Genomic DNA, 22,852 nt, shown 5'->3' on the forward strand with positions numbered 1-22,852 from the left:
TGTCCTTTACTGAAGTTCGCCACAGTCATAACCAGGCTTTACGCAGTCGCATCAAGGCCTGGGCGATGGCCGCCTCGGGCACGGCGGCGAACCCCAGCACCAGGCCGGCGCGCTGATCCGGCGCAATGGCCGAGTGCGGCAGCCAATAGCTGCTCAGGCCATTGACCTCGACATCCACCGCGCGGGCCTGTGCCAACAATTGTTGCTCCCGGGCGAGGCTGTCCACCCGCACGGTCAGGTGCAGGCCCGCAGCCACCGAGGGCAACTCGCCTACCCCCGGCAGCGCCGCCGGCCAGCCCGCCAGCAAGGTGTTGCGCCGACTCAGCGCGGCGCGGCGCATGCGGCGGATATGCCGTTGAAAGTGCCCCGCCGCCATGAATTCGGCCATGACTGCCTGGGTACTGACTTCCGAGTGGCGCATGTCCACGGCGCGGCGCCGCGAGAACGCATCCACCAGCCCCGGCGGCAACACTAGGTAGCCCAAGCGCAAAGCCGGAAATGCGACTTTGCCGAACGTGCCGACGTACAGCACCCGGCCGCTACGATCCAGCGCCGCCAGGGGCGACAGCGGTGCACCGCTGTAGCGGTACTCGCCATCGTAGTCGTCCTCGATAATCCAGCCGCCCGTGCGCTCGGCCCAGGCCAGCAGTTCCAGGCGCCGCGCCAGGCTCATTACCACCCCGAGCGGGTACTGATGGGACGGCGTGACATAGGCCACGCGGCAGTCAGTCAAGGTATCGAGCACCTCACACTCAATGCCGTCGGCATCCACCGGCACACCATGCAGGTGTGCACCGGCCAGGGCGAAGGCATGGCCCGCGGCGCGATAGCCCGGATTTTCCACCGCCACGCCGTCACCGGGCTCCACCAGCAGCTGTGCACAAAGGCTGATGGCCTGCTGCGCGCCACTGGTGATCACTATTTGCTCAGCGCAGCACTGCATGCCCCGCGAACTGCGCAGGTACGCCGCGATCAAGCCACGCAGGCGACCGTCTCCGGCAGGGTCGCCATAGCACAACTGCTCAAGGTTCGGCTTGCGCCAGAAAGCCCCGTTGAGCTTGGCCCATACCTCAAACGGGAACAGATCGAACGCCGGCACGCCGACACGAAACGCCTTCGGCGGGCCAGCCGGCGGTGGCGGCAAATGGTTGTTTTCCAGACGATCCAATCCCGCCTTGTGGATAACTTTGGGGAGCGAATTAACCGGTAAATCCAGCCAATTTGTGGATAAGGCTGGGGATAAGCCTGGTGATAACCCTGTGGACAGTTTTGTGGATAGTTTTTCAGCGGTCGGCAATTGGGCAACATAGGTGCCGTCTCCCACCCGCCCTTCGATAAAGCCTTCGGCATACAGCTGATCGTAGGCGCGCACCACGCTGTTACGGGAAATCGCCAAGGCCGCCGCCAGATCGCGGCTGGCGGGCAAGCGCGTGCCGCCAACCAAGCGCCCATCCAATACACGCTGGCGCAGGGCGTCGTAGAGCTGGCGGGTCAGGCCCTGGCGGCGGTCCAGTTCGATACCGGCGGGGTTGAATGACAAAGGTGGTGCGATGGGCGACATATTGGACCTATGAAATTGGCCACAGATGGCTCTTACAACAGACCATTAGCCTGCCTAGGATGCAGCCATTCGCCAAGGAAAATAATCATGTATACACCGCGCGCCTTTGCCCTCGACGACTTGCCAGAAATCCAGCAATTGATCCAGCACACCCGGCTGGCGCAATTGGTCAGCGTCGGCGAGCACGGCTTGCAAGCCAGCCACCTGCCGCTGTTGCTCAACCCCGATGAGGGCGCCAATGGCACGTTGTACGGGCATATGGCCAAGGCCAATCCACAGTGGCGCGACTTGCAAAACGGCGCTGAAGCCTTGGTGATCTTTGCCGGCGCCGACGCCTACGTCAGCCCCGCGTTCTACCCGGCCAAGGCCGAACACGGCAAAGTCGTGCCCACTTGGAATTACCTGGCAGTGCACGCCTACGGCAAGGCCGAGGTGTTCACCGATGCCGAGCGCTTGCTGGCCGTGGTCAGCGCCTTGACCGATCGCCACGAAGGCGGCCGCCAGCAGCCGTGGGCCGTCAGCGATGCGCCGGCCGATTACATTGACGGCATGCTCAAGGCCATCGTTGGCTTCGCCCTGCCCATCGAGCGCGTGATCGGCAAACGCAAGCTCAGCCAGAACCGCAGCCAGGCCGACATAAACGGCGTGCGTAACGGCCTGGCGGCCAGCGAAGACGTACGCGACCAGACCCTCGCCCGCTTTATTCCCCAAGGAGTTGCTGAATGAGCCAGATCGACATCCGCCCAGTCACCGCCGCCGACCAAGCCGCCTGGCTGCCGCTGTGGCAGGCGTACTTGAAGTTCTACAACACCGAACTGCCGGACGCCGTCACCCAAAGCACCTGGCAGCGCCTGATCGACCCCAGCGAACCGACCCATTCGGCGCTGGCCTGGCAGGACGGCAAGGCGGTGGGCATGGTCAACTTTATCTACCATCGCTCCAACTGGAGCATCGAGAACTCCTGCTACCTGCAGGATCTGTTGGTGGATCCCGCTCAACGCGGCACCGGCGTGGGTCGCAAACTGATCGAATTCGTCTACGCCACCGCCAAGGCCGACGGTTGCTGCAAGGTGCACTGGCTTACCCACGAAACCAATGCCACTGCGATCCAACTGTATGAACGCATCGCCGAACGTCCGGGTTTCATTCAATTTCGCCAAGGTCTTTAAGGAGCGCAGCATGCCCACTTCCCTCGCCGACTGGAAAGGTGCCCCGGCCCCCTCCGCTCAACTGCTCGAAGGGCGCTTTATCCGCCTGGAAAAACTCGACCCCGCACGCCACGCCGAGCAACTGTGGCAAGCCCTCGAAGGCCCCGGCGCCGACCCCAAACTGTGGGATTACTTGCCCTATGGCCCGTTTACCGAGCGCACCGCGTTCGATGCCTGGCTGAACAACCACGCGGCCAACAGCGACCCGTATTTCTTCAGCGTGATCGAACGCGCCAGCGGCGAGGTGCAAGGTATCCTCAGCCTGATGTCGATCGTGCCGGCCCAGGGCCGCATCGAAATCGGCCACGTCACCTTTGGCGCACCGATGCAGCGTTCGCCGAAAAGCACCGAAGCGGTGTACCTGCTGGCCAAGTACGCCTTCGAGCAGGGTTATCGCCGCCTGGAGTGGAAATGCAACAACGGCAACGCCCGCTCCAAGTACGCGGCCGAACGGTTGGGGTTCAATTTTGAAGGGGTGTTCCGCCAGCACATGGTCGTCAAGGGGCAGAACCGGGACACGGCGTGGTATTCGATTTTGGACGGGGAATGGCCGGTGGTGGGGGCGGCTTTTGAGCAATGGTTATCGGAGGCCAATCAGACCGCCTCGGGGCAGCTCAAGAGCCTGGCGGAGTGCCGCCAGGCGCTCTAAACGTCAGTTCAGCTTCTGCGCCAGCACCGCAATATGCTCCGGCCCGATACCGCAGCAGCCGCCCAGGTGACTGGCGCCGCGGGCCTGCCAGTCGGCCGCCCAATGCAGGTAGCCCGGCGGGTCGAGGTCTTCGCGCAGCGGGTCCAGGCCGTCGTTGGCCGTGGCTTCCTTGGGTTGCGGCGGGAAGGCATTGGCGTAGGCGCCGATCTGGATCTGCACGCCCAGGCGTTCGAAGGTCTGACGCGCCGCATCGATCGCCGCGCCAATCACTTCAGGCTGGCTGCAGTTGAACAGCAACACCTGTACACCCAATTGCGCCGCCGCCTCGGCCGCGTCCGCCACCGGCTCGCCGGAACGCAGGCGCGGCACTTCATCGGTGTCTTCGTCTTTCAAAGTGAAGGACAGCCAGAATGGCTTGCCGTCCTTTGGCAGACCGGCGTGGATCGCCCGCGCCTCGGCGATGGAACTCTGGGTTTCCGCCAGCCACAGGTCGACATGGGGCGCCAGGCCCTGCACCAAAGGCGTGAGCAATTCGGACACTCGCGCCGGCTCGAACAGATCCGGCCGATACGAGCCGAATAACGGCGGCAACGACCCCGCCACCCGCACGGCTTTGCCCGAGGCGTCCGCTGCGCGGCGCGCCAATTCACCCGCCAACGCTGCCAGGGCCTGGCCTTCGGCGGCAAAGCGCGCTTCGCCGATATGGAACGGCACCACGGCATAGCTGTTGCTGGTGATTACGTCGGCGCCGCTGTCGATGTAGGCCGCGTGCACCGCCTCTACCGCTTGCGGGGCCTCGCTCAGGGCCAGTGCCGACCACTCCGGCTGCCGGAAGGGCGCGCCGCGTCGTTGTAGTTCACGGCCCATGCCGCCGTCGAGAATTACTGTGCTTTTAGCGCCCATATAGCTTTTACTCATATGCTTATGAAAATAACTCACTATGAGAGTCGTTCTTATAACTATTTAATGCGTACCACTCGGTTAATAACAACTTCTTTTTTATTCAGGTGTTCATTTTGAAACTCAAACCGCTATTGGCCCTGGGCCTGACGATGCTGGCCGCTTCAACCCAAGCCTTTGGCGGCGCCACGCTGGATCGGATCGAACAGAAAAAAGAACTGGTGGGCGTGCTGATGGAAAGCTACCCGCCGTTTTCGTTTCTCAACGATCAGAACCAGCTCGACGGCTTCGACGTCGACGTGGCCAAGGCCGTGGCGCAGAAATTGGGCGTGAAGCTGCGCCTGGAAACGCCGTCCTGGGACGTGATCGCCGCCGGCCGTTGGAGCGGGCGCTATGACATCTGCATCTGCTCCATGACCCCGAGCAAGGCGCGCGCCGAGGTGTTTGACTTTCCGGTGGAGTACTACGCCTCGCCTGCGGTGATTGTGGTCAACGCCAAGGATGAGCGCATCCACGGCGCCAAGGACCTGAGCGGCAAAAAGGTCGGCCTGACCAGTGCCTCCAGCTATGAAAGCTACCTGAATAAAAATCTGGTGATCGAAGGCGCTGAGGACACGCAGTTGCAGTACCCGTTCGAAGACGTGCAAATCGCACCGTACGACACCGACAACGTGGCATTCCAGGACCTCGGCCTGGGCGCGGGCGTACGCCTGGATGCGATCCTCACCAACCTGGTCACTGCCCAGCCGCGCCTGAATCAAGACAAGCGCTTCAAGCTGGCTGGCGAGCCCCTGTATGCCGAACCCAACTCGGTAGCCATCGAAAAAGGCGACCCGCAGTGGGACAGCAAAGTGCGTGAAGTCTTCGCGCAGTTGAAACAGGACGGCACCTTGAGCAAGCTGTCGCAAAAATGGATCGGTGCCGACATCAGCCAATGAGTCATCTCCCCAAACCTGCGCGCGGGCTGTTCGGTTTTCGCACGCGCCTGTACCTGACCTGGGCAGCATTGTTCGCCCTGTTCGCCAGCTTCTTCCTGAGCTTTGACCTGAAGTTCTCGATCATCCTCGACAAGCTGCCCAACCTGGTCGGCGTGCACCTGGCGCCCAATGGCTTCCTGCAGGGCGCGGCGCTGACACTGTTTCTGTGTCTGTGCTCGATGCTGGCGTCGTCGGTGCTGGGCTTTATCACCGCTCTGGGGCGCCTGTCGAAAAGCGCCGTGGCCTTTGGCATTGCCAGTTTCTATGCCTCGTTCTTCCGCGGCACGCCGCTGCTGATTCAGATCCTGCTGATCTACCTGGGCCTGCCGCAGCTGGGGCTGGTGCCGGGCGCAATCGTCGCCGGGATCATCGCGCTGTCGCTGAACTACGGCGCCTACCTGAGCGAGATTTTCCGCGCCGGCATCCTTGGCGTCCCCCAGGGCCAACGGGAAGCCGCCCTGGCCCTGGGCATGCGCGACCGTGAGATCTTCTGGCACGTCACCCTGCCCCAGGCCATGCGCACGATCATCCCGCCGGCCACCAACCAGTTCATCTCGATGCTCAAGGACTCGTCACTGATCTCAGTGATGGGCGTATGGGAAGTGATGTTCCTGGCGCAGTCCTACGGCCGTTCGAGCTACCGCTACATCGAAATGCTCACCACCGCCGCGATCATCTACTGGGTGATGTCCCTGGGCCTGGAACTGATCCAGGCACGCATGGAGCGGCACTACGGCAAGGGCTATGCGGGGCGCGGGTGAAGGGGTGTCGATCGCGACTGATTCACCGTGCACTCAATGCTGTGCAGATTTAACGAATTGTTTTATCGCAACGGACTAGAGACATCTCCCGCAAACCCGCAGCAACCGGCCTGACAGTTATCCCCCAGACACCTCGCTAAATTCCCCGCCTCATACATCACGAGGTGGGTTTACATGCCGCTCATACACAAGCAATTCGCACTCGCCATCACCTTGGCATTGGGTGCAATCGGGGCTCAACATGCACAGGCTCGCGGCGACATGGCGCCAGAGGATGAAGTGCTGCAGCCACTTAGAATGAGCAGCACCAAACACCCTTATCAGCCGGTGACACCCGCACCGGAAGACTTTTATTTCGCCGACCGTGCCCTCAGCCGCAACGGCCTGAGCGTGGCCCGTGTGCTGGATGCGGCGGTAGACGATCTGCTGGCATCGGATGAATTCGGCCCACGGGAGAAATACCACCTGGAACATTACGCGCAGTATCTCGCCAGCCTCGAACCCGGTCGCCTGGGGGTTTGGCTTGAGCAACTGGCGGGCAGCCATAACGCCAACCTGGGCACGGCCACCCAAGCCAGCTTGGAGCCTTTGAACGCCAGCCTGCTTTCGGCCATCCGCCAGTTGGATAACAGCACCGACGAGGCAGGCCGCGTGTGGCTGCAGGCCTTTGGAAGCAGCGGCAATCTCGACGCACAACACGGCAGCGCCGGTTTGAAACAGCGTCGCCAAGGCGTGCTGCTAGGTGCCGACTGGTCCCTCGATCACGCTTGGCGGATCGGCCTTGTGGGCGGCAAATCCGCTAGCGACCTCAGCGCCGGTCGTTTCAAGGGCGACGTGGACAGCTGGCACCTGGGCGCTTACGCGGCACGTCAGGACGGGCCGATTGCACTGCGCCTGGGTGCGCTGTACAGCCGCCACGCGGGGCAAAACAAGCGCGAGGTCGATTTCAATTTCATCGATTACCGCGAACACCTCACCGGCCAATACAAGGCCGTCAGCCAAAACGTATTTGCCGAATTGGGCTATCGATTGGACACCGGCGACCTACGCGTCGAACCGTTTGCCGGTATCGGCTTCGCGCGTTATCACCGTCAGGGTTTTCAGGAAAAAGGCGGCTACAGCGCGCTGAATGTCGGGTCTCAGACTCAACAAAACCTCAGCAGCACCTTGGGTCTGCGGGTGGCCAATGACTTCACGCTGGATAACCAGATGACCCTCAAACCGAACCTGAGCGCCAGTTGGAAACACCTGTATGGCGACGTCAGCAGTCGCGTGCGTCAGTCGTTCGTTGAGGAGAAACGCGAAGACTTCAACAGCGAGTTCATCATCGGCGGCACGCCCCTGGACCGAGATAACCTGACCCTGCGCACCGGCCTGGATCTGGCACTGTCGGCCAAACACAGCGTGGGCCTGACTTACACCGCCGCCTTCGGCAGCCACAGTCGCAACCAAGGCTTGATGGGGCAGTGGGCGATGGCGTTCTAGGGCGTCAAATCCGGCGCAAAAAAAAGGGGAGCACCTGCTCCCCCGAGGATTAAGCGGTTGTATCGAAGGCTGTATCAGCCTTCGATTTCAATCAGGATTTCGCCAGGGTTGACCCGATCGCCCTTGGCCACATGCACGGCTGTCACCTTACCGGCAATGGCGGCCTGCACTTCGGTCTCCATCTTCATGGCTTCGGTGATCAACACAGCCTGACCGGCTTTGACCATGTCGCCTTCCTTGACCAGTACATCGACGATATTGCCCGGCATCGCGGTGCTCACATGACCCGGCGCCGTGGCTTGCTTGCGCTGGTTACCGCCGCTGCTGACGAATTCATTGAGCGGTTCGAACACCACTTCTTCCGGCATGCCGTCGATGGACAGGTAGAAATGCCGCTTGCCTTCGGCCTTCACGCCCACACCGGTGATGTCGACACGGTAGCTTTCGCCGTGCACGTCAATGACGAACTCGGTCGGCACCCCTTCGCCACCGGCACGGGCCACGCCGCCGACTTCTGGGATCGGCAACAGCACTTCCGGCGCCAGCGTCCCGGCTTCGCGCTCTTCAAGAAACTTGCGCCCGATGTCTGGGAACATGGCGTAGGTCAGCACGTCTTCTTCAGACTTGGCCAGCCCACCGATTTCCCCACGCAGCTTGGTCATTTCTGGCTTGAGCAGGTCAGCCGGGCGCACGTCGATCACGTCTTCGCTGCCAATGGCCTGACGGCGCAGTTTTTCGTTCACCACGCCCGGCGCTTTGCCGTAGCCACCTTGCAGGTACAACTTCACTTCGTTGGTGATGGTCTTGTAGCGCTCACCGGCCAGCACGTTGAAGAACGCCTGGGTGCCGACGATTTGCGAGGTCGGGGTCACCAACGGTGGGAAACCGAGGTCTTCGCGTACTCGCGGGATTTCCGCCAGCACTTCGCTCATGCGGTTGAGGGCGCCCTGCTCTTTGAGCTGGTTGGCCAGGTTGGAAATCATGCCGCCAGGCACCTGGTTGACTTGCACCCGGGTGTCGACCGCGGTGAATTCGCTCTCGAACTGGTGATACTTCTTACGCACCGCGTAGAAGTACAGGCCGATCTCTTGCAGCAGCTCCAGATCGAGGCCGGTGTCGAACTCGCTGCCCTTGAGGGCGGCGACCATCGATTCAGTGCCCGGGTGGCTGGTGCCCCAGGCGAAGCTGGAGATGGCGGTGTCGATATGGTCGGCACCGTTTTCGATGGCCTTGAGTTGGCACATCGCAGCCAGGCCGGCGGTGTCGTGGGAGTGGATAAACACCGGCAGGCTCTGCTCGGCTTTCAGCGCCTTGACCAGTTCGCCGGTGGCGTACGGCGTCAGCAGGCCAGCCATGTCCTTGATCGCGATGGAGTCGCAGCCCATGGATTCCAACTGCTTGGCCTGGGCGACGAATGCCTCGACGGTGTGCACGGGGCTGGTGGTGTAGGCGATGGTGCCTTGGGCATGTTTGCCGGCGGCCTTCACCGCTTCGATGGCCACGCGCAGGTTACGCACGTCGTTCATCGCATCGAAAATGCGGAATACGTCGATGCCATTTACAGCCGCCTTGGCCACGAAGGCTTTGACCACGTCATCGCTGTAGTGGCGGTAGCCCAGCAGGTTCTGGCCGCGCAACAGCATTTGCAGGCGCGTGTTGGGCAACGCGGCGCGCAGTTTACGCAGGCGCTCCCATGGGTCTTCCTTGAGGAAGCGCACGCAGGCGTCGAAGGTTGCGCCGCCCCAGACTTCCAGGGACCAGTAGCCGACTTTGTCGAGCTTGTCGCAGATCGGCAGCATGTCGTCGGTGCGCATGCGGGTGGCCAGCAACGATTGGTGGGCGTCACGCAGGATGGTGTCGGTTACGAAGATTTTCTTAGACATTGGAATGTTCCTCACAGGCCTGCGTGGGCGGCAATGGCGGCGGCGATGGCCAGGGCCAGCTCTTCGGGTTTGCGCTTGATCGAGTAGTTGGTCAGCTCAGGGTGGCTTTCCACAAAACTGGTGTTGAACTGGCCGCTACGGAATTCCGGGTTGCGCAGGATTTCCTGATAGTAGGCGGCGGTGGTCTTCACGCCTTGCAGGCGCATGTCGTCCAGGGCACGCAGGCCGCGGTCCATGGCTTCTTCCCAGGTCAACGCCCAGACCACCAGTTTCAGGCACATGGAGTCGTAGAACGGCGGGATGGTGTAACCGGTGTAGATCGCCGTGTCGGTGCGCACGCCGGGGCCGCCGGGGGCGTAGTAACGGGTGATCTTGCCGAAGCTGGGCAGGAAATTGTTTTTCGGGTCTTCGGCGTTGATACGGAACTGCAACGCAAAGCCACGGTGCTGGATGTCTTCCTGTTTCACCGACAACGGCAGGCCCGAGGCGATGCGGATCTGCTCACGAACGATGTCGATCCCGGTGATTTCTTCAGTGATGGTGTGTTCCACCTGCACCCGGGTGTTCATCTCCATGAAGTACACCTCGCCCTCGGCGAGCAGGAACTCCACGGTGCCGGCGTTCTCGTAACCCACGGCTTTGGCCGCGCGCACCGACAGGTCGCCGATGTAGGCGCGCTGTTCGGGGGTCAGCTGCGGGCTGGGGGCAATCTCGATCAACTTCTGGTTGCGGCGCTGGATCGAGCAATCGCGCTCGAACAAATGCACCACGTTGCCAAAGCTATCCCCGAGGATCTGCGCCTCGATGTGCTTAGGGTTGACGATGCATTTTTCCAGGAACACTTCCGCCGAACCGAAAGCTTTGGTGGCTTCGGAGATGACGCGGGGGAAGGCTTGTTCGAGTTCTTCGCGGCTGTTGCAGCGACGGATGCCGCGACCGCCACCACCGGACGTGGCCTTGAGCATCACCGGGTAACCGATACGGTCGCCTTCGGTGAGCGCTTCGTGGATGTCGGCCACGTTGCCTTCGGTGCCGGGGGTGACCGGCACGCCGGCCTTGATCATGCTGCGGCGCGCTTCGGTCTTGTCGCCCATGCGGCGGATCACTTCAGCGGCGGGGCCGATGAACTTGATCCCACGTTCGGCACAGATATCCGCCAATTCAGCGTTTTCCGACAGGAAACCATAGCCAGGGTGCAGGGCATCGCAACCGGTTTCCACCGCCAGGTTCACCAGCTTGCGCGGGTTGAGGTAGCCCGCCAGAGGCTCGGCACCGATGCTGTGGGCTTCGTCGGCCCGTTTGACGTGCAACGCGTGGCGGTCGGCATCGGAATAGACCGCGACCGAACGGATACCCATCTCGGCGCACGCCCGCACGATGCGGACGGCAATTTCACCGCGGTTGGCGATCAGGATCTTTTTTATCACTTGGAAATTCCCTTGAGCCGATTGCTGCATTCTTCGACCCGCTGGAGCCGGGTCGACGCGTGACCAAATGTTTCAGGTCAGTCGCGAGACACACACTAAGCCGCGCAAGGGATTAACAAAAATCAATAATTATTGGGTCGTGCATAAGTAAAGACTTATAGTTGGCCGGACGGCCTTGGGCGAAAGGAATGGAATAATGCGTAAGTCATTGATGCGTATGACGTTGCGTCAATTGCAAATCTTCAATGAAGTGTGCGATTTGCGTTCTTACAGCCGCGCCGCCGAGGAAATGTCTCTGACACAACCGGCGGTCAGCCTGCAAATCCGCCAGCTCGAAGAGCTGATCGGCCAGCCGCTGTTCGACTATGTCGGCAAGAAACTCTATATGACCGAGGCCGCCGAGGCTCTGCAACGGGCCAGCCGCGATATCTTCGGGCGCCTGGAAAACCTCGATATGCAGTTGTCGGACATGCAGGGCTCGCTGCAAGGCCAGTTGAAGCTGGCGGTGGAGTCCAGCGCCAAGTACTTCGTGCCGCACCTGTTCGCCGCCTTCAAGCGCCAGCATCCGGAGGTGCAACTGCAACTGACCGTGGTCAACCGCGCCCAGGTGATCCGCCGCCTCTCGGACAACCGGGACGACCTGGTGATCATGTCCATGGTGCCCCAGGACATGGGCCTGGAATTCCTGCCTTTCCTGAATAACCCCATCGTCGCCGTGGCGTTGCCGGATCATCCGCTGAGCCTGCAAGGCCCACTGCGCCTGCAAGACCTGGAACCCTACACCCTGCTGCTGCGCGAACCCGGCTCCGGTACACGGCTGGCCTGCGAAGAGTACTTCAAGGAAAAACGTGTGCACTTCACCCAGACGGTAGAAGTGGCCTCGGCCGAAGCACAGCGCGAATGCGTGGTGGCCGGCCTGGGCATCGCCCTGCTGACCCGCCACGCCCTGAACCTGGAACTGGCCACCGGCGGGCTCAAAGAGCTACCGGTGGAAGAGCTGCCGCTTTACCGCAGTTGGTGCCTGGTGCAGGCCAAGGCCAAGCGCCTGTCACCGGTGGCCCATGCGTTCCTGGGCTTTATCCGCAGCGAACGGGTGCAGATCAGCGCGCTGGCTGAACGCTTCGCTGGGCGGCCGCGGGTGCCTGCCAATGAAGTTCCGGGTAGTCACTGATGCTCTGGAGCAATTGGCGCTCCTCACAACGGTCTTCGATTGCGCGACGAAACGCCATGCGGCGCTGGTCTTCCTGCTGACGACGGGTCTTGACGGCGCTGTTGCTGTCTTCGTAGGGACGTGCCATTTGGAATCTCCCAATGCGAGTACGGGAGTTCAGGATGGCCTTGGGGGATGACGGGGCGATGACAGCCTGATGAAGATTCTGGACACACAGGACAATCCAATGTCGGAGAGGGCAAGCCCCTTCCGCATTTGCCTGTATTTACAGCGTTCAGTCGTCGAGGGCTTTGACGGATTTGGGCGAGAGACGCAGGCTGCGCAAGCTGCGCTTCACGCTCTTGAGGTGATTGACCAGGCTCGGCCCGCGCGCCATGGCCACGCCCATGGCCAACACATCGATCACCACCAGATGGGCAATGCGCGAGGTCAGCGGGGTGTAGATCTCAGTGTCTTCGTGCACATCGATGGCCAGATTGACCGTGGACAGTTCCGCCAACGGTGTCTGGCTCGGGCACAGGGTGATCAACGACGCACCGCTTTCACGCACCAGGTTGGCGGTGATCAGCAGGTCCTTGGAGCGGCCCGACTGAGAAATGCAGATCGCCACGTCGGTCGGCTTCAAGGTCACGGCCGACATCGCCTGCATATGCGGGTCGCTGTAGGCCGCCGCCGTGAGCAATAGACGGAAGAATTTGTGCTGGGCATCGGCCGCTACCGCACCGGAGGCGCCAAAACCGTAAAACTCCACACGCTGGGCCTGAGACATGGCCGTCACGGCTTTTTGCAGCGCCACCGGGTCGAGCTTTTCGCGCACTTCCATCAGGGTGTGCAAGGTGGTGTCGAAGATTTTCAGGCTGTAGTCGGCGACGGAATCGTCTTCGTGAATCGCGAACTGACCAAAGCTGGCGCCAGCAGCCAGGCTTTGGGCCAGTTTGAGTTTTAAGTCCTGGAACCCGGAGCAACCGATGGCGCGGCAAAAACGCACGATGGTCGGTTCGCTGATGCCCACGCTGTGGGCCAGGTCGGCCATGGAACTGTGCATCACAGCCGCAGGGTCAAGCAGCACATGATCGGCAACCTTGAGTTCCGATTTGCGTAACAGGTGGCGCGACTGGGCGATATGTTGCAACAGGTTCAAAGGGCAGGACTCTTGTTATTGGCAGGGCCAGGGGATGTAGCAAGCTTGTAGTTATACTACAAGAATTGCGCTTTTGCCCGTCCAACACGTCACTAAATCGCCCTGCTGCCCTCTGATTCAAAGGGCAGACGCTTTGTAGCCACAATGGCGCCCTCGGTGTCCCTAAGAAAAATCCGCATTTTTTCGTAACAAATCCGCCATGCCATCGGCCTGCATCGGCCGACTGATCAGATAGCCCTGCACCTCGTCGCACTGCTCTGCGCGCAGGAAATCCAACTGCTGGTGATCTTCTACCCCTTCGGCCACCACTTTGAGCGCCAAGCCGTGGGCCATGGCGATAATCGCCCGGGTAATCGCCGCGTCTTCGCGACCTTGGCCCAGGCCGCGAATAAACGTTTGATCGATCTTTACGTAATCCACCGGAATGCGCTTGAGGTAACTGAGGGACGAATACCCCGTGCCAAAGTCATCAATCGCCAGTTTCACGCCTAGATCGCGTAATTGCCGGAAGGTCGCAATGATGTGTTCGACGCTGTCGAGCAACTGACTTTCGGTGAGTTCCAGCTCCAGGTACTGCGGGTCCAAACCGGTTTCCTCCAACACCTGGCGCACCAGGCTGACCAGTTTGCCCTGACGCAGTTGGTGCACCGACAAATTCACCGACACCCGAATCGGCGCCAACCCCTGACGCTGCCATTCGCACGCCTGCCAGCAGGCTTCACGCAACACGAACTCCCCCAGCGGCACGATCAGGCCGGTCTCCTCGGCCAGGCCGATAAACTCGGCCGGCGGCACCATGCCCCACTGCGGATGCTCCCAGCGGATCAGCGCCTCGGCGGCGTTGAGCTTGCCGGTGGCCAGGCACAACTTGGGCTGGTAGAACACGCTGAGCTGGCGCTCTTCGATGGCTTTGCGCAGGTGGTTTTCCAGCTGCAAGCGCTCCAGGGTGCTGGCTTGCAGGCTGTCGGTGTAGAACTGGAAGTTGTTGCCGCCCAGATGCTTGGCGTGCTGCATGGCCATGTTGGCTTGGCTGACCAGCGCGGAAATTTCCCGTGCGTTATCCGGCAAAAGGCTGACACCCATCGACGCACTGACCACCAATTCATGCCCCTCCACCGTGACCGGCACCCGCAGCTTGGCCAGCAGCCGCGTGGCCACCCGCGCCAGGCTCGACAGGCTGCCGTAGGCATCGAACAACACGGCAAATTCATCGCCGGACAAGCGCGCAATAGTGTCGGCCTCGGGCAAGGCGTTGATCAGGCGCCGCGCCATTTTCTGCAACAGCTGGTCGGCCACTTCGTGCCCCAGGCTGTCATTGAGCAGCTTGAAGCGATCCAGATTGATGTGCAGCAGCGCCAGGCTGCGCCCTCCCTTACGCACTCTTTGATGGGCTTCACGCAGCCGTTCACGGAACAGCGAGCGGTTAGCCAGGCCGGTCAGTTCGTCGTAGTGAGTAAGGTGACGCATGCGTTCTTCGGACTCGCGGCGCGCCGACAAATCGGCGAAGAACCCCACGATATGACTGACGTTTCCCCGAACATCGCGCACTACATTAAGTTGCAGCCACTGCGGGTAGAGTTCGCCGTTTTTGCGCGTTTCCACCAATTCGCCCTGCCAGGTGCCGTGCATGAGCAATGCCTGACGGATCATCGGGAAGTGACGCCGCGCATCGCGGCTGCTGGGCAACTCCACCACGTTGCGACCCAGCATGTCATCGCGCTCAAAGCCGGTGACACGGCTGAACGCCTGGTTGACGGCAATCAGTACGTAGTTCGGGTCGAGGATCACGATGCCTTCGCTGGCCGCCTCGAACACCGTCGATGCCAGGCGCTGTTGCTCTTCCAGGGCTTTGCCAGCGCTGATATCCCGGCGAGTGCCGAGCATGCGGATCACGCGCCCGCTGGGGCTACGTTCAACCGCACGGCCGCGGTCTTCGATCCAGACCCAGCGACCGTCGGCGTGCCGCACACGGTATTCCACCTGGTAGTCCTCGCTACGGCCTTTGAGGTGCTCTACCAGTGCGCGCTTGAGCAACGGCAGGTCATCGGGGTGCAGGCGCGGCTTGAGGTGACTGAGCATGGCCGTGATGCATTCAGGCTCCAGGCCGAACAGCTCTTTGATCTGGGTGTGATGCACTTCGTCGGTTTGCAGGTTCCAGTCCCACAGCCCCAACTCACTGGCCTGCAACGCCATGACCAGGCGTGCTTCGCTTTTATTCAGGGCCTGGCTGGCGAGGTCCAGTTCCTGGCTGCGTTGCGCCACGCGATCCTGCAAGCCGACTTGTACGTCGCGCAATTCCTGCTCGACCTGGCGCCGTTGCTCGACTTCACGCACCAAGTCCTGATTCAACTGCTCACTGCGCTGCTGCGCCTGCTGCAGATGCTCGATCAATGCCTGGTTTTGAAAGCGGCGCAATAGGCCACGCTGAATCAGGCGATTGACCTGCCATGCCACCAGGCTCAAGGACGCCAGCAGAATCAGGCCGAGTACGCCCCAACCTTGTTGCTGCGGCTCGCCGTTCCAGAACAGATAGACAATGGAAGGCACCAGACAGGGCAAAGCAAATGACAGAAACGCAGGAAAACTTACGGCATACGCCACGCTGGCCGACAACGTGGCCGCGCCGATCAGGCCGAACACCCACGCCTGCTGCATGAAACTGTTGACCGGCGCCAGGGCGATGGCGGCCGTGGCCAAGGTTAGACCGCTGACTGCCGAACCGAGCATGAACATGCGTCGCCAAATCGGCCTGGCCTGACGGCTGGGCATGGCCGAATCGAACGCCGCCACCTGGATCACGCGCAGAGCCACCAACGCCAGCAGCCACACCAGCCAGATGCTGTCGAGCAGGTATTGGGCGGGGTTCCACAACAACCAGGCACACACCACTCCGTTGACCAGCATCAACAAGGTCGGCAGCAGCGACCCCTGATACAACAGGCGTGTGCGCTCGACGGCCATTTCGGTGGCGTACTGTTTGTGAATAACCTGCGCGGGCGCGGCCGAGGAGCTGGGCAGGTCAGTGCTGAGGGTCATAGGCAGTGTTCTTATAATGGTGAGCCCGAAACGTCGACGGAGCATACACAAGCAAGCGCTCCGGCCAAACTGCTCCACGTCATAAAAACCTCACGGCTGCGCCGCGCAAACCTTTGGGCCAGACGGCTTGAGCGAGACACCGCGCGGGCTGCGTCACCTGACCAACCGGTCATCCGCCGCGCCGGCGCAAGGAGCATGCCGAAGGTTTTGTCTCGACCGCCCGGCATTGGCATTTGCCCCACTCCCCCGAGGGCCATAGAATGCGCCGATGCGCGATGATCTCTCTCTTTTGCTTAATTCCCTCAACGATGCCCAACGCCAGGCCGTAGCGGCCCCCGTTGGCCGTCAGTTGGTCCTGGCCGGTGCTGGCTCCGGTAAAACCCGAGTGCTGGTGCACCGTATCGCCTGGTTGATCCAGGTCGAGAACGCATCGCCGCACTCCATCCTGTCGGTGACGTTCACCAACAAGGCCGCCGCCGAGATGCGCCATCGCATCGAGCAGCTGATGGGAATCAGCCCGGCCGGTATGTGGGTCGGCACCTTCCACGGCCTGGCGCATCGCCTGTTGCGTGCCCACTGGCAGGAAGCAGGCCTGAGCCAGACCTTCCAGATTCTGGACAGCGACGACCAGCAACGCCTGGTCAAGCGCGTGATTCGCGAGTTGGGCCTCGATGAACAACGCTGGCCCGCGCGTCAGGCCCAGTGGTTTATCAACGGCCAGAAAGACGAAGGGCTGCGCCCGCAACATATTCAGGCCAGTGGCGACCTGTTCCTGGCCACCATGCGCAGCATTTATGAAGCCTACGAGGCTGCTTGCGTACGCGCCGGCGTGATCGACTTCTCCGAATTGCTGCTGCGCGCCCTTGACCTGTGGCGCGACAACCCGGGCTTGCTGGCCCATTACCAGAAGCGCTTCCGGCACATTCTGGTGGACGAGTTCCAGGACACTAACGCCGTGCAGTACGCGTGGTTGCGCCTGCTGGCCAAGGGCGGCGACAGCCTGATGGTGGTGGGCGACGACGATCAGTCGATCTACGGCTGGCGCGGCGCGAAAATCGAGAACATCTATCAGTATTCCGAGGATTTCCCGGACGCGGTCACTATCCGCCTGGAGCAGAACTACCGCTCCACTGCCGGCATTCTCAAGGCTGCCAACGCCTTGATCGCCAACAACACCGGGCGTCTGGGCAAGGAATTGTGGACCGACGGCGGCGAAGGCGAAGCGATCAACCTGTACGCCGCATTCAACGAACACGATGAAGCGCGCTATGTGGTCGAAACCATCGAAAGCGCCTTGAAAACCGGCATCGCCCGCAGCGATATCGCCATTCTGTACCGCTCCAACGCCCAATCGCGGGTGCTGGAAGAAGCCTTGTTGCGCGAGCGCATCCCCTACCGCATTTATGGCGGCCAGCGCTTCTTCGAGCGCGCGGAAATCAAGAACGCCATGGCCTACCTGCGCTTGCTGGAAGGCCGTGGTAACGACGCGGCGTTGGAGCGGGTGATCAATATCCCGGCCCGTGGCATTGGTGAGAAAACCGTTGAAGCGATCCGCGAGCATGCCCGCCACGCCGATGTGTCGATGTGGGAGGCCATGCGCCTGCTGATCGCCAACAAGGGTTTGACCGGTCGCGCAGCCGGGGCGCTGGGCGTGTTTGTCGAACTGATCGAGAACCTCGCGGCCAAGTGCGCGGAAATGCCCCTGCACTTGATGACCCAGACCGTAATCGAGCAGTCCGGATTGATCGCCTATCACGAAGCGGAAAAAGGCGAGAAAGGCCAGGCCCGGGTGGAAAACCTTGAGGAACTGGTCAGCGCGGCTCGTGCATTCGAGAACACTGAGGAAGACGAAGAACTGACCCCGCTCGCCGCATTCCTCGGCCATGCGTCCCTGGAAGCCGGCGATACCCAGGCCGACGAGCACGAAGACAGCATTCAGCTGATGACTCTGCACAGCGCCAAGGGCCTGGAATTCCCGTACGTGTTCCTGGTGGGCATGGAAGAAGGCCTGTTCCCACACAAGATGAGCCTGGAAGAACCCGGCCGCCTTGAGGAAGAACGCCGCCTGGCCTACGTGGGCATTACCCGGGCCATGCAGAACCTGGTGATGACCTACGCCGAGACCCGACGGCTGTACGGCAGCGAAACCTACAACAAGGTGTCGCGCTTCGTACGCGAAGTGCCAAAGGGTCTGATCCAGGAAGTGCGCTTGTCCAACAGCGTCAGTCGCCCATTCGGCGGTGGCCAGCAGCAGAACTCCAGCAACATGTTCGCCGGTTCTGAGATTCCGGAAACGCCGTTCAGCCTTGGCCAGCAGGTCAAGCATGCGATCTTCGGCGAAGGCGTGATCCTCAACTTCGAAGGCGCCGGTGCCCAGGCCCGCGTGCAGGTGAACTTCGCCGAAGGCAGCAAGTGGCTGATGATGGGTTACGCCAAGCTCGAAGCGATCTGAACTGCGGGCTTGCCGCTCGTTATCCTTGTTTTTAACGAGCGCGGGCCCATATCTGTAATTAGTCCTACAGATCTTTCGGATTCAGTCCTACGCAAAAGCCCGAAACATTATGTCGCTAGCCACTGTCATTACACCTGTGCAACATGGCGCGCGTGCAATCCACAAATGGGAATTCCCTTTATGAAACGTTTTCTTAGCATCGCCATGGCGTTGTGCATCGGCCTGACGATGAGCCTCGACGCCAACGCCAAACGCTTCGGTGGCGGCAAAAGTTCGGGCGCAGCCCCCACTCACCAGACCAGCCAAATGGCCCCATCCGCCGGTGCGGGCGGTGCAGCAGCCACCGCAGGCGCGGCCGGTGCAGCAGGCGCTGCGGCCAAGGCCGGCGGCGCTTCGCGCTGGTTGGGCCCTCTGGCCGGTATCGCAGCCGGTGGCCTGCTGGCGTCCATGTTCATGGGTGGCGGCTTCCAGGGCATGCAGATCTTCGACATCCTGATCCTCGCGGTCATTGCCTTCGTGATCTTCCGCTTTATCGCCGCCCGTCGCCGCAAGCAGCAGGAGCACCTGGCTCCGGCCGGCGCGCCGATGCAGCGTGAAGTGTTCGAGCAGAAGCCGGCCATGGGCTCGATCTTCGGTGGTTCGGCAGCGCCTGCCGCCCGTCCGGTGATCAATGCACCGGCCTGGTTCAACGAAGAGCGTTTTATCGAAGCGGCCCGCAGCCACTTCCAGTCCCTGCAGCAGCATTGGGACGCCAACGAAATGGACAAGATCGCCGAGTTCGTGACCCCGCAACTGCTGGAGTTCCTCAAGCGCGAACGCGCCGATCTGGGCGACGGTTTCCAGTCGACCTATATCGACGACCTGCGCGTCCAGCTTGACGGTGTGGATGATCGCGCCGACAAGACCATCGCCACCCTGACTTTCAGCGGTGTGTCGAAAACCTCGCGTTTCGACCAGGGCGAAGCGTTCAGCGAAAGCTGGAACATGGAACGCGCCCAGGGCGATAACCAGCCTTGGCTGGTCGCCGGTATCCGCCAGAACGGCTGATCCCCGCTCGCTTGAGCCCGCAACAACGAAACCCCGGACCTGTCCGGGGTTTTCTATTTCACGGTTGCACTTATAGCGAGCTACTGTATAAAACGCCCCTATCAACCCGCGCCATCAGCAAGAGGATCCCGGCCGTGGAAGAAATCATCGAACAACTGCGTGAAGCCAACGAACCGGTTCCGGTTCCGCTGGAACTGCCTGACGAAGACCTGCTGGTGGAAATCGAAGAACAGCTGTTCATCGATATCCCCTTTGTCTTCCGCGAATTTCTGCTGACCGTCAGCGACGTGGTCTACGGCAGCCTGGAGCCGGTGACTGTCACCGACCCTCAATCCCATACCTACCTGCCGGACGTGGCCGCCAATGCCTGGGATGCCGGTGTGGAGCGTAGCCTGATCCCGATCTGCCAGGACGGCGACGACTACTACTGCGTTGAGGAAGACGGCACTGTGGTGCTGTGGTCCGCCGAAGAGGAACTTGTCCAGGAAGAAACCTGGGAATCGGTATGGCACTGGGCGCGGGACGTCTGGCTGGAAAGCTGAGTCCCGTACTCGGCGCTTTAGTGCTCCGGCGTATCGTTATGGTTGTCCAGCGTTTCCAACAACGCGACCTGCATCCGCGTATGCACGCGGATGAACCAGCGCCAGAGCACCGCCGCCACCGCCGCCGCAACCACCGCGATCAGCACCAGCAACTTGTTGGTCGGCAGGATACTGGCCGACAACGCGGCCAAAAGCAGAAAGATCACCAACAGCGACAGAATCGGAATCAGCTCGGCAATCACCCGCCGCACACGCTGGGTATGCCGTCCGGCCATTTCCGGCTTGACGCTCATCTCCGCCAGCAACATCGACAGGGCTTTGAGCTTGCGGTACGCCGCGATCAAAAACGGCAGCGACAACAGCAGCGCCCCGCCCCAGATCAATGCCTTTTGCCAGCTGGGATCGCTGATCCAACCCTCCAGATACCCGCCGATATGTGCGGCGAAATAGCTGCCGGCAAAGAAGATCGCCACCACCAGCGCCAGATTCACCCCTACTTGCAGGACGATTTTGCGGATCATCGCCGCCAGCATCGCGCCCTCTCCCTGAGGTTGAATGCTGCGCAGCCACTCACCGTACATGCCGAACACCCGGCTCATGCGCCGAGGCATCACCGCCGCCATCTTCAATGACAATGGGTCGGCCCCACGAATCAGATAGGGGGTGAGCAAAGTGGTAATGGCCGAGACCGCCACCGCCACCGGATACAGAAAGTCGCTGGTCACCTGCAACGTCATCCCTAACGCCGCGATGATGAAGGAAAACTCGCCTATCTGTGACAGGCCCATGCCGACCCGCAATGACGTACGCCCATCGTTACCCGCGATAAACGCCCCCAGGCCACAGGAGAGCATCTTGCCCAGCACCACCGCGACGGTGATCACAGCGATAGGCCAGGCGTACTGAAGCAGGATCCGAGGGTCGATCATCAGACCGATGGCGACAAAGAAAATCGCACTGAACATGTCGCGAACCGGCTCGATCAGGCGCTCAATCTTAAGCAACTGCCGCGACTCGGCCATGATCGCGCCAATCAGGAACGCGCCCAGCACCATGCTGTATTCCAGTTTGACCACCAGCAGGCAGAAACCGAAGCACAGGCCCAACACGGTAATCAGCAACATCTCGTTGCTTTCGAAATTGGCCACATAGGCCAGCAGGCGCGGCACCAGCAGAATACCGATCACCAGCGCGACGACCATGAACAGCGAGAGCTTGCCGACCGTGGAAAACACCTCGCCGGAGCTGACCGTGCCGCTGACGGCGATGCTCGACAACAGCGCGATGATGCCGATCCCGAGGATGTCTTCCACGATCAGCACGCCGAAAATCAGTTGGGCGAAGCGCTGGTCTTTCATCTTCAGGTCATTGAGGGCTTTGACGATGATGGTGGTGGAAGAGATGGCCAGGATCGCGCCGAGGAACAGCGAGTCCATGGTGCTCCAGTCGAACCAGCGGCCGATTTCGTAGCCGATCCAGATCATCAGGATGATTTCCAGGAACGCCGCGATAAACGCAGTGGCACCCACCTTGAACAACTTGCGTAGGCTGAACTCCAGGCCCAGGCAGAACATCAGGAAGATCACCCCCAGCTCGGCCAGTGTCTTGATGGTGTCTTCGTCGTGGATCAGCCCGAAGGGCGGCGTGTGGGGGCCGATGATAAAGCCGGCGACGATATACCCCAGCACCACGGGCTGCTTAAGCCGATGAAACAGGATGGTAACCACCCCTGCCACCAACATGATCACAGCCAAGTCCTGGATAAAGCTGATGGCGTGCATGGCGAGGGGCTCCTTGAGGGTACCGGCGCTTTTCCCACTTCAGCTCGCAGCGTTAACTGGCCTTAAAAAGCTGAAGGAAAAGTCCACCTAAATCGTAAGAAATGCCCTGAGACGGGCTTTTGAAGGTTAACACCGCGACTTCCGGCGAAAAGCCGGTGCAATATATGGAAACAGATCGGCCTACGCGTGACGGCAAGCCGCCCGCCGGCGTCCCGTTAGGGCTAGCGCAGTAAAGAGTCCAGCACCCGCAGAGGTGCTTTCCCCACCAATGCCTATAACCCGTGAGTGAGCTATGGAACCCGGAAACGCCCAGCTGTCGATGACGGTCTTGATGACCCCTGATATGGCCAACTTCTCAGGCAATGTCCATGGCGGCACCTTGCTCAAGTACCTCGACGAAGTGGCCTACGCCTGCGCCAGCCGTTACGCCGGGCGCTATGTGGTGACGTTATCGGTGGATCAGGTGATTTTCCGCGAGCCGATCCATGTCGGCGAGCTGGTGACCTTTCTCGCTTCGGTCAATTACACCGGCAATACCTCCATGGAAGTGGGCATCAAGGTGGTGACCGAGAACATTCGCGAGCGCTCGGTGCGGCATACCAACAGCTGCTTCTTTACCATGGTGGCGGTGGACGACCAGCGCAAACCGGCTGCCGTCCCGCCGTTGCAACCGCATAACAGTGAAAGCAAGCGGCGCTTTGTGCAGGCTCAACAACGTCGGCAGATTCGCCAGGAGCTGGAAAAGCGCTATCAGGAAATCAAGGCCGACGCGCCGTAAGGTTGAGGCCGTAAACCCAACAACAATGTGGGAGCGGGCTTGCTCCCACATTG

General features: G+C 61.1%; 19 protein-coding genes. 11 read left to right on the forward strand and 8 right to left on the reverse strand.

Translation table 11 applies throughout. The annotated features are described in order from the left end of the window. Nucleotides 1–25: 25 nt before the first annotated feature. Entirely contained in the window at nucleotides 26–1,561 is a 1,536-nt protein-coding gene (locus ABX75_RS16095; protein ID WP_034101537.1) for a PLP-dependent aminotransferase family protein, read from the reverse strand. Nucleotides 1,562–1,648: 87 nt separating this feature from the next. On the opposite strand from ABX75_RS16095, the gene ABX75_RS16100 reads away from it, so the two are divergent. Genes ABX75_RS16100 through ABX75_RS16110 form a run of 3 tightly spaced genes read left to right on the forward strand, consistent with a single transcriptional unit; the run spans nucleotide 1,649 to nucleotide 3,418 of the window. Then, the gene (locus ABX75_RS16100; protein ID WP_047882282.1) at nucleotides 1,649–2,287 is read left to right on the forward strand and encodes an FMN-binding negative transcriptional regulator; all 639 of its coding nucleotides are present in this window, start codon (nucleotides 1,649–1,651) and stop codon (nucleotides 2,285–2,287) included. Continuing rightward, nucleotides 2,284–2,730: a GNAT family N-acetyltransferase gene (locus tag ABX75_RS16105; protein WP_034101539.1), complete on the forward strand. Its 447-nt coding sequence runs from the start codon at nucleotides 2,284–2,286 to the stop codon at nucleotides 2,728–2,730. The genes ABX75_RS16100 and ABX75_RS16105 overlap by 4 nt, the downstream gene beginning before the upstream one ends. A gap of 10 nt (nucleotides 2,731–2,740) precedes the next feature. Further along, on the forward strand, nucleotides 2,741–3,418 hold the full coding sequence (locus ABX75_RS16110; RefSeq protein WP_034101540.1) for a GNAT family N-acetyltransferase: 678 nt from the start codon (nucleotides 2,741–2,743) through the stop codon (nucleotides 3,416–3,418). A 3-nt stretch (nucleotides 3,419–3,421) separates the two neighbouring features. Here ABX75_RS16110 and ABX75_RS16115 read toward each other — a convergent pair whose 3' ends face one another. Further along, complete coding sequence (locus tag ABX75_RS16115) at nucleotides 3,422–4,321, reverse strand: homocysteine S-methyltransferase family protein (RefSeq protein WP_034101541.1); 900 nt, start codon at nucleotides 4,319–4,321, stop codon at nucleotides 3,422–3,424. A 113-nt stretch (nucleotides 4,322–4,434) separates the two neighbouring features. On the opposite strand from ABX75_RS16115, the gene ABX75_RS16120 reads away from it, so the two are divergent. From ABX75_RS16120 to ABX75_RS16130, 3 genes are all read left to right on the forward strand, one after another. Further along, nucleotides 4,435–5,256: an ABC transporter substrate-binding protein gene (locus ABX75_RS16120; protein ID WP_034101542.1), complete on the forward strand. Its 822-nt coding sequence runs from the start codon at nucleotides 4,435–4,437 to the stop codon at nucleotides 5,254–5,256. Then, nucleotides 5,253–6,056 carry an amino acid ABC transporter permease gene (locus ABX75_RS16125; RefSeq protein WP_034101543.1) on the forward strand — a complete coding sequence of 268 codons (804 nt, stop codon included), beginning with the start codon at nucleotides 5,253–5,255 and terminating at the stop codon, nucleotides 6,054–6,056. The genes ABX75_RS16120 and ABX75_RS16125 overlap by 4 nt, the downstream gene beginning before the upstream one ends. A 174-nt stretch (nucleotides 6,057–6,230) precedes the next feature. Then, nucleotides 6,231–7,541 carry an autotransporter domain-containing protein gene (locus ABX75_RS16130; protein WP_034101544.1) on the forward strand — a complete coding sequence of 437 codons (1,311 nt, stop codon included), beginning with the start codon at nucleotides 6,231–6,233 and terminating at the stop codon, nucleotides 7,539–7,541. A 74-nt stretch (nucleotides 7,542–7,615) separates the two neighbouring features. Here ABX75_RS16130 and oadA read toward each other — a convergent pair whose 3' ends face one another. Both oadA and ABX75_RS16140 read right to left on the reverse strand, forming a co-directional pair. Continuing rightward, nucleotides 7,616–9,424, reverse strand: a complete 1,809-nt coding sequence (gene oadA / locus ABX75_RS16135) for a sodium-extruding oxaloacetate decarboxylase subunit alpha (protein ID WP_034101545.1) — start codon at nucleotides 9,422–9,424, stop codon at nucleotides 7,616–7,618. Nucleotides 9,425–9,435: 11 nt separating this feature from the next. Beyond that, complete coding sequence (locus tag ABX75_RS16140) at nucleotides 9,436–10,851, reverse strand: acetyl-CoA carboxylase biotin carboxylase subunit (RefSeq protein ID WP_034101546.1); 1,416 nt, start codon at nucleotides 10,849–10,851, stop codon at nucleotides 9,436–9,438. A 196-nt stretch (nucleotides 10,852–11,047) separates the two neighbouring features. Here ABX75_RS16140 and ABX75_RS16145 point away from each other — a divergent pair, with 196 nt between their 5' ends. Continuing rightward, a complete protein-coding gene (locus ABX75_RS16145; protein WP_034101547.1) occupies nucleotides 11,048–12,022 on the forward strand; it encodes a LysR family transcriptional regulator in 975 nt (324 codons plus the stop codon). Here the strand turns inward: ABX75_RS16145 and ABX75_RS28475 are convergent. From ABX75_RS28475 to ABX75_RS16155, 3 genes are all read right to left on the reverse strand, one after another. Continuing rightward, nucleotides 11,952–12,149 carry a PA3496 family putative envelope integrity protein gene (locus ABX75_RS28475; RefSeq protein ID WP_080758807.1) on the reverse strand — a complete coding sequence of 66 codons (198 nt, stop codon included), beginning with the start codon at nucleotides 12,147–12,149 and terminating at the stop codon, nucleotides 11,952–11,954. The two genes, ABX75_RS16145 and ABX75_RS28475, sit on opposite strands and share 71 nt — an antisense overlap. Before the next feature lie 147 nt (nucleotides 12,150–12,296). After that, a complete protein-coding gene (gene hexR, locus ABX75_RS16150) occupies nucleotides 12,297–13,163 on the reverse strand; it encodes a transcriptional regulator HexR (protein ID WP_003187110.1) in 867 nt (288 codons plus the stop codon). 162 nt (nucleotides 13,164–13,325) lie between these two features. Then, entirely contained in the window at nucleotides 13,326–16,199 is a 2,874-nt protein-coding gene (locus ABX75_RS16155; protein WP_034115485.1) for a GGDEF domain-containing phosphodiesterase, read from the reverse strand. A gap of 268 nt (nucleotides 16,200–16,467) precedes the next feature. Between ABX75_RS16155 and uvrD the strand changes: the two genes are divergently transcribed. The 3 genes from uvrD to ABX75_RS16170 all read left to right on the forward strand — a co-directional run bounded on the left by uvrD (nucleotide 16,468) and on the right by ABX75_RS16170 (nucleotide 20,240). Beyond that, on the forward strand, nucleotides 16,468–18,651 hold the full coding sequence (uvrD, locus tag ABX75_RS16160) for a DNA helicase II (RefSeq protein ID WP_034101549.1): 2,184 nt from the start codon (nucleotides 16,468–16,470) through the stop codon (nucleotides 18,649–18,651). A gap of 180 nt (nucleotides 18,652–18,831) precedes the next feature. Further along, nucleotides 18,832–19,698, forward strand: a complete 867-nt coding sequence (locus tag ABX75_RS16165; protein WP_034101550.1) for a Tim44 domain-containing protein — start codon at nucleotides 18,832–18,834, stop codon at nucleotides 19,696–19,698. A 134-nt stretch (nucleotides 19,699–19,832) separates the two neighbouring features. Then, nucleotides 19,833–20,240: an SMI1/KNR4 family protein gene (locus ABX75_RS16170; RefSeq protein ID WP_034101551.1), complete on the forward strand. Its 408-nt coding sequence runs from the start codon at nucleotides 19,833–19,835 to the stop codon at nucleotides 20,238–20,240. Nucleotides 20,241–20,257: 17 nt separating this feature from the next. Here the strand turns inward: ABX75_RS16170 and ABX75_RS16175 are convergent, their stop codons facing one another. Further along, complete coding sequence (locus tag ABX75_RS16175) at nucleotides 20,258–22,021, reverse strand: cation:proton antiporter (RefSeq protein ID WP_047882283.1); 1,764 nt, start codon at nucleotides 22,019–22,021, stop codon at nucleotides 20,258–20,260. A gap of 292 nt (nucleotides 22,022–22,313) precedes the next feature. On the opposite strand from ABX75_RS16175, the gene ABX75_RS16180 reads away from it, so the two are divergent. Beyond that, complete coding sequence (locus tag ABX75_RS16180) at nucleotides 22,314–22,799, forward strand: acyl-CoA thioesterase (protein WP_034101553.1); 486 nt, start codon at nucleotides 22,314–22,316, stop codon at nucleotides 22,797–22,799. Nucleotides 22,800–22,852: the final 53 nt, after the last annotated feature.

This window comes from Pseudomonas sp. ARP3 (assembly GCF_001029595.1).
In the GTDB taxonomy this organism is placed as follows: domain Bacteria; phylum Pseudomonadota; class Gammaproteobacteria; order Pseudomonadales; family Pseudomonadaceae; genus Aquipseudomonas; species Aquipseudomonas rhodesiae.

Excerpts from the sequence above, each read along its gene's own strand:
- ABX75_RS16095 (WP_034101537.1), bottom strand. The coding sequence starts at position 1,561 with ATGTCGCCCATCGCACCACCTTTGTCATTCAACCCCGCCGGTATCGAA.
- ABX75_RS16100 (WP_047882282.1), top strand. The coding sequence starts at position 1,649 with ATGTATACACCGCGCGCCTTTGCCCTCGACGACTTGCCAGAAATCCAG.
- ABX75_RS16105 (WP_034101539.1), top strand. The coding sequence starts at position 2,284 with ATGAGCCAGATCGACATCCGCCCAGTCACCGCCGCCGACCAAGCCGCC.
- ABX75_RS16110 (WP_034101540.1), top strand. The coding sequence starts at position 2,741 with ATGCCCACTTCCCTCGCCGACTGGAAAGGTGCCCCGGCCCCCTCCGCT.
- ABX75_RS16115 (WP_034101541.1), bottom strand. The coding sequence starts at position 4,321 with ATGGGCGCTAAAAGCACAGTAATTCTCGACGGCGGCATGGGCCGTGAA.
- ABX75_RS16125 (WP_034101543.1), top strand. The coding sequence starts at position 5,253 with ATGAGTCATCTCCCCAAACCTGCGCGCGGGCTGTTCGGTTTTCGCACG.
- ABX75_RS16130 (WP_034101544.1), top strand. The coding sequence starts at position 6,231 with ATGCCGCTCATACACAAGCAATTCGCACTCGCCATCACCTTGGCATTG.
- oadA (WP_034101545.1), bottom strand. The coding sequence starts at position 9,424 with ATGTCTAAGAAAATCTTCGTAACCGACACCATCCTGCGTGACGCCCAC.
- ABX75_RS16145 (WP_034101547.1), top strand. The coding sequence starts at position 11,048 with ATGCGTAAGTCATTGATGCGTATGACGTTGCGTCAATTGCAAATCTTC.
- ABX75_RS28475 (WP_080758807.1), bottom strand. The coding sequence starts at position 12,149 with ATGGCACGTCCCTACGAAGACAGCAACAGCGCCGTCAAGACCCGTCGT.
- ABX75_RS16155 (WP_034115485.1), bottom strand. The coding sequence starts at position 16,199 with ATGACCCTCAGCACTGACCTGCCCAGCTCCTCGGCCGCGCCCGCGCAG.
- uvrD (WP_034101549.1), top strand. The coding sequence starts at position 16,468 with ATGCGCGATGATCTCTCTCTTTTGCTTAATTCCCTCAACGATGCCCAA.
- ABX75_RS16165 (WP_034101550.1), top strand. The coding sequence starts at position 18,832 with ATGAAACGTTTTCTTAGCATCGCCATGGCGTTGTGCATCGGCCTGACG.
- ABX75_RS16175 (WP_047882283.1), bottom strand. The coding sequence starts at position 22,021 with ATGCACGCCATCAGCTTTATCCAGGACTTGGCTGTGATCATGTTGGTG.
- ABX75_RS16180 (WP_034101553.1), top strand. The coding sequence starts at position 22,314 with ATGGAACCCGGAAACGCCCAGCTGTCGATGACGGTCTTGATGACCCCT.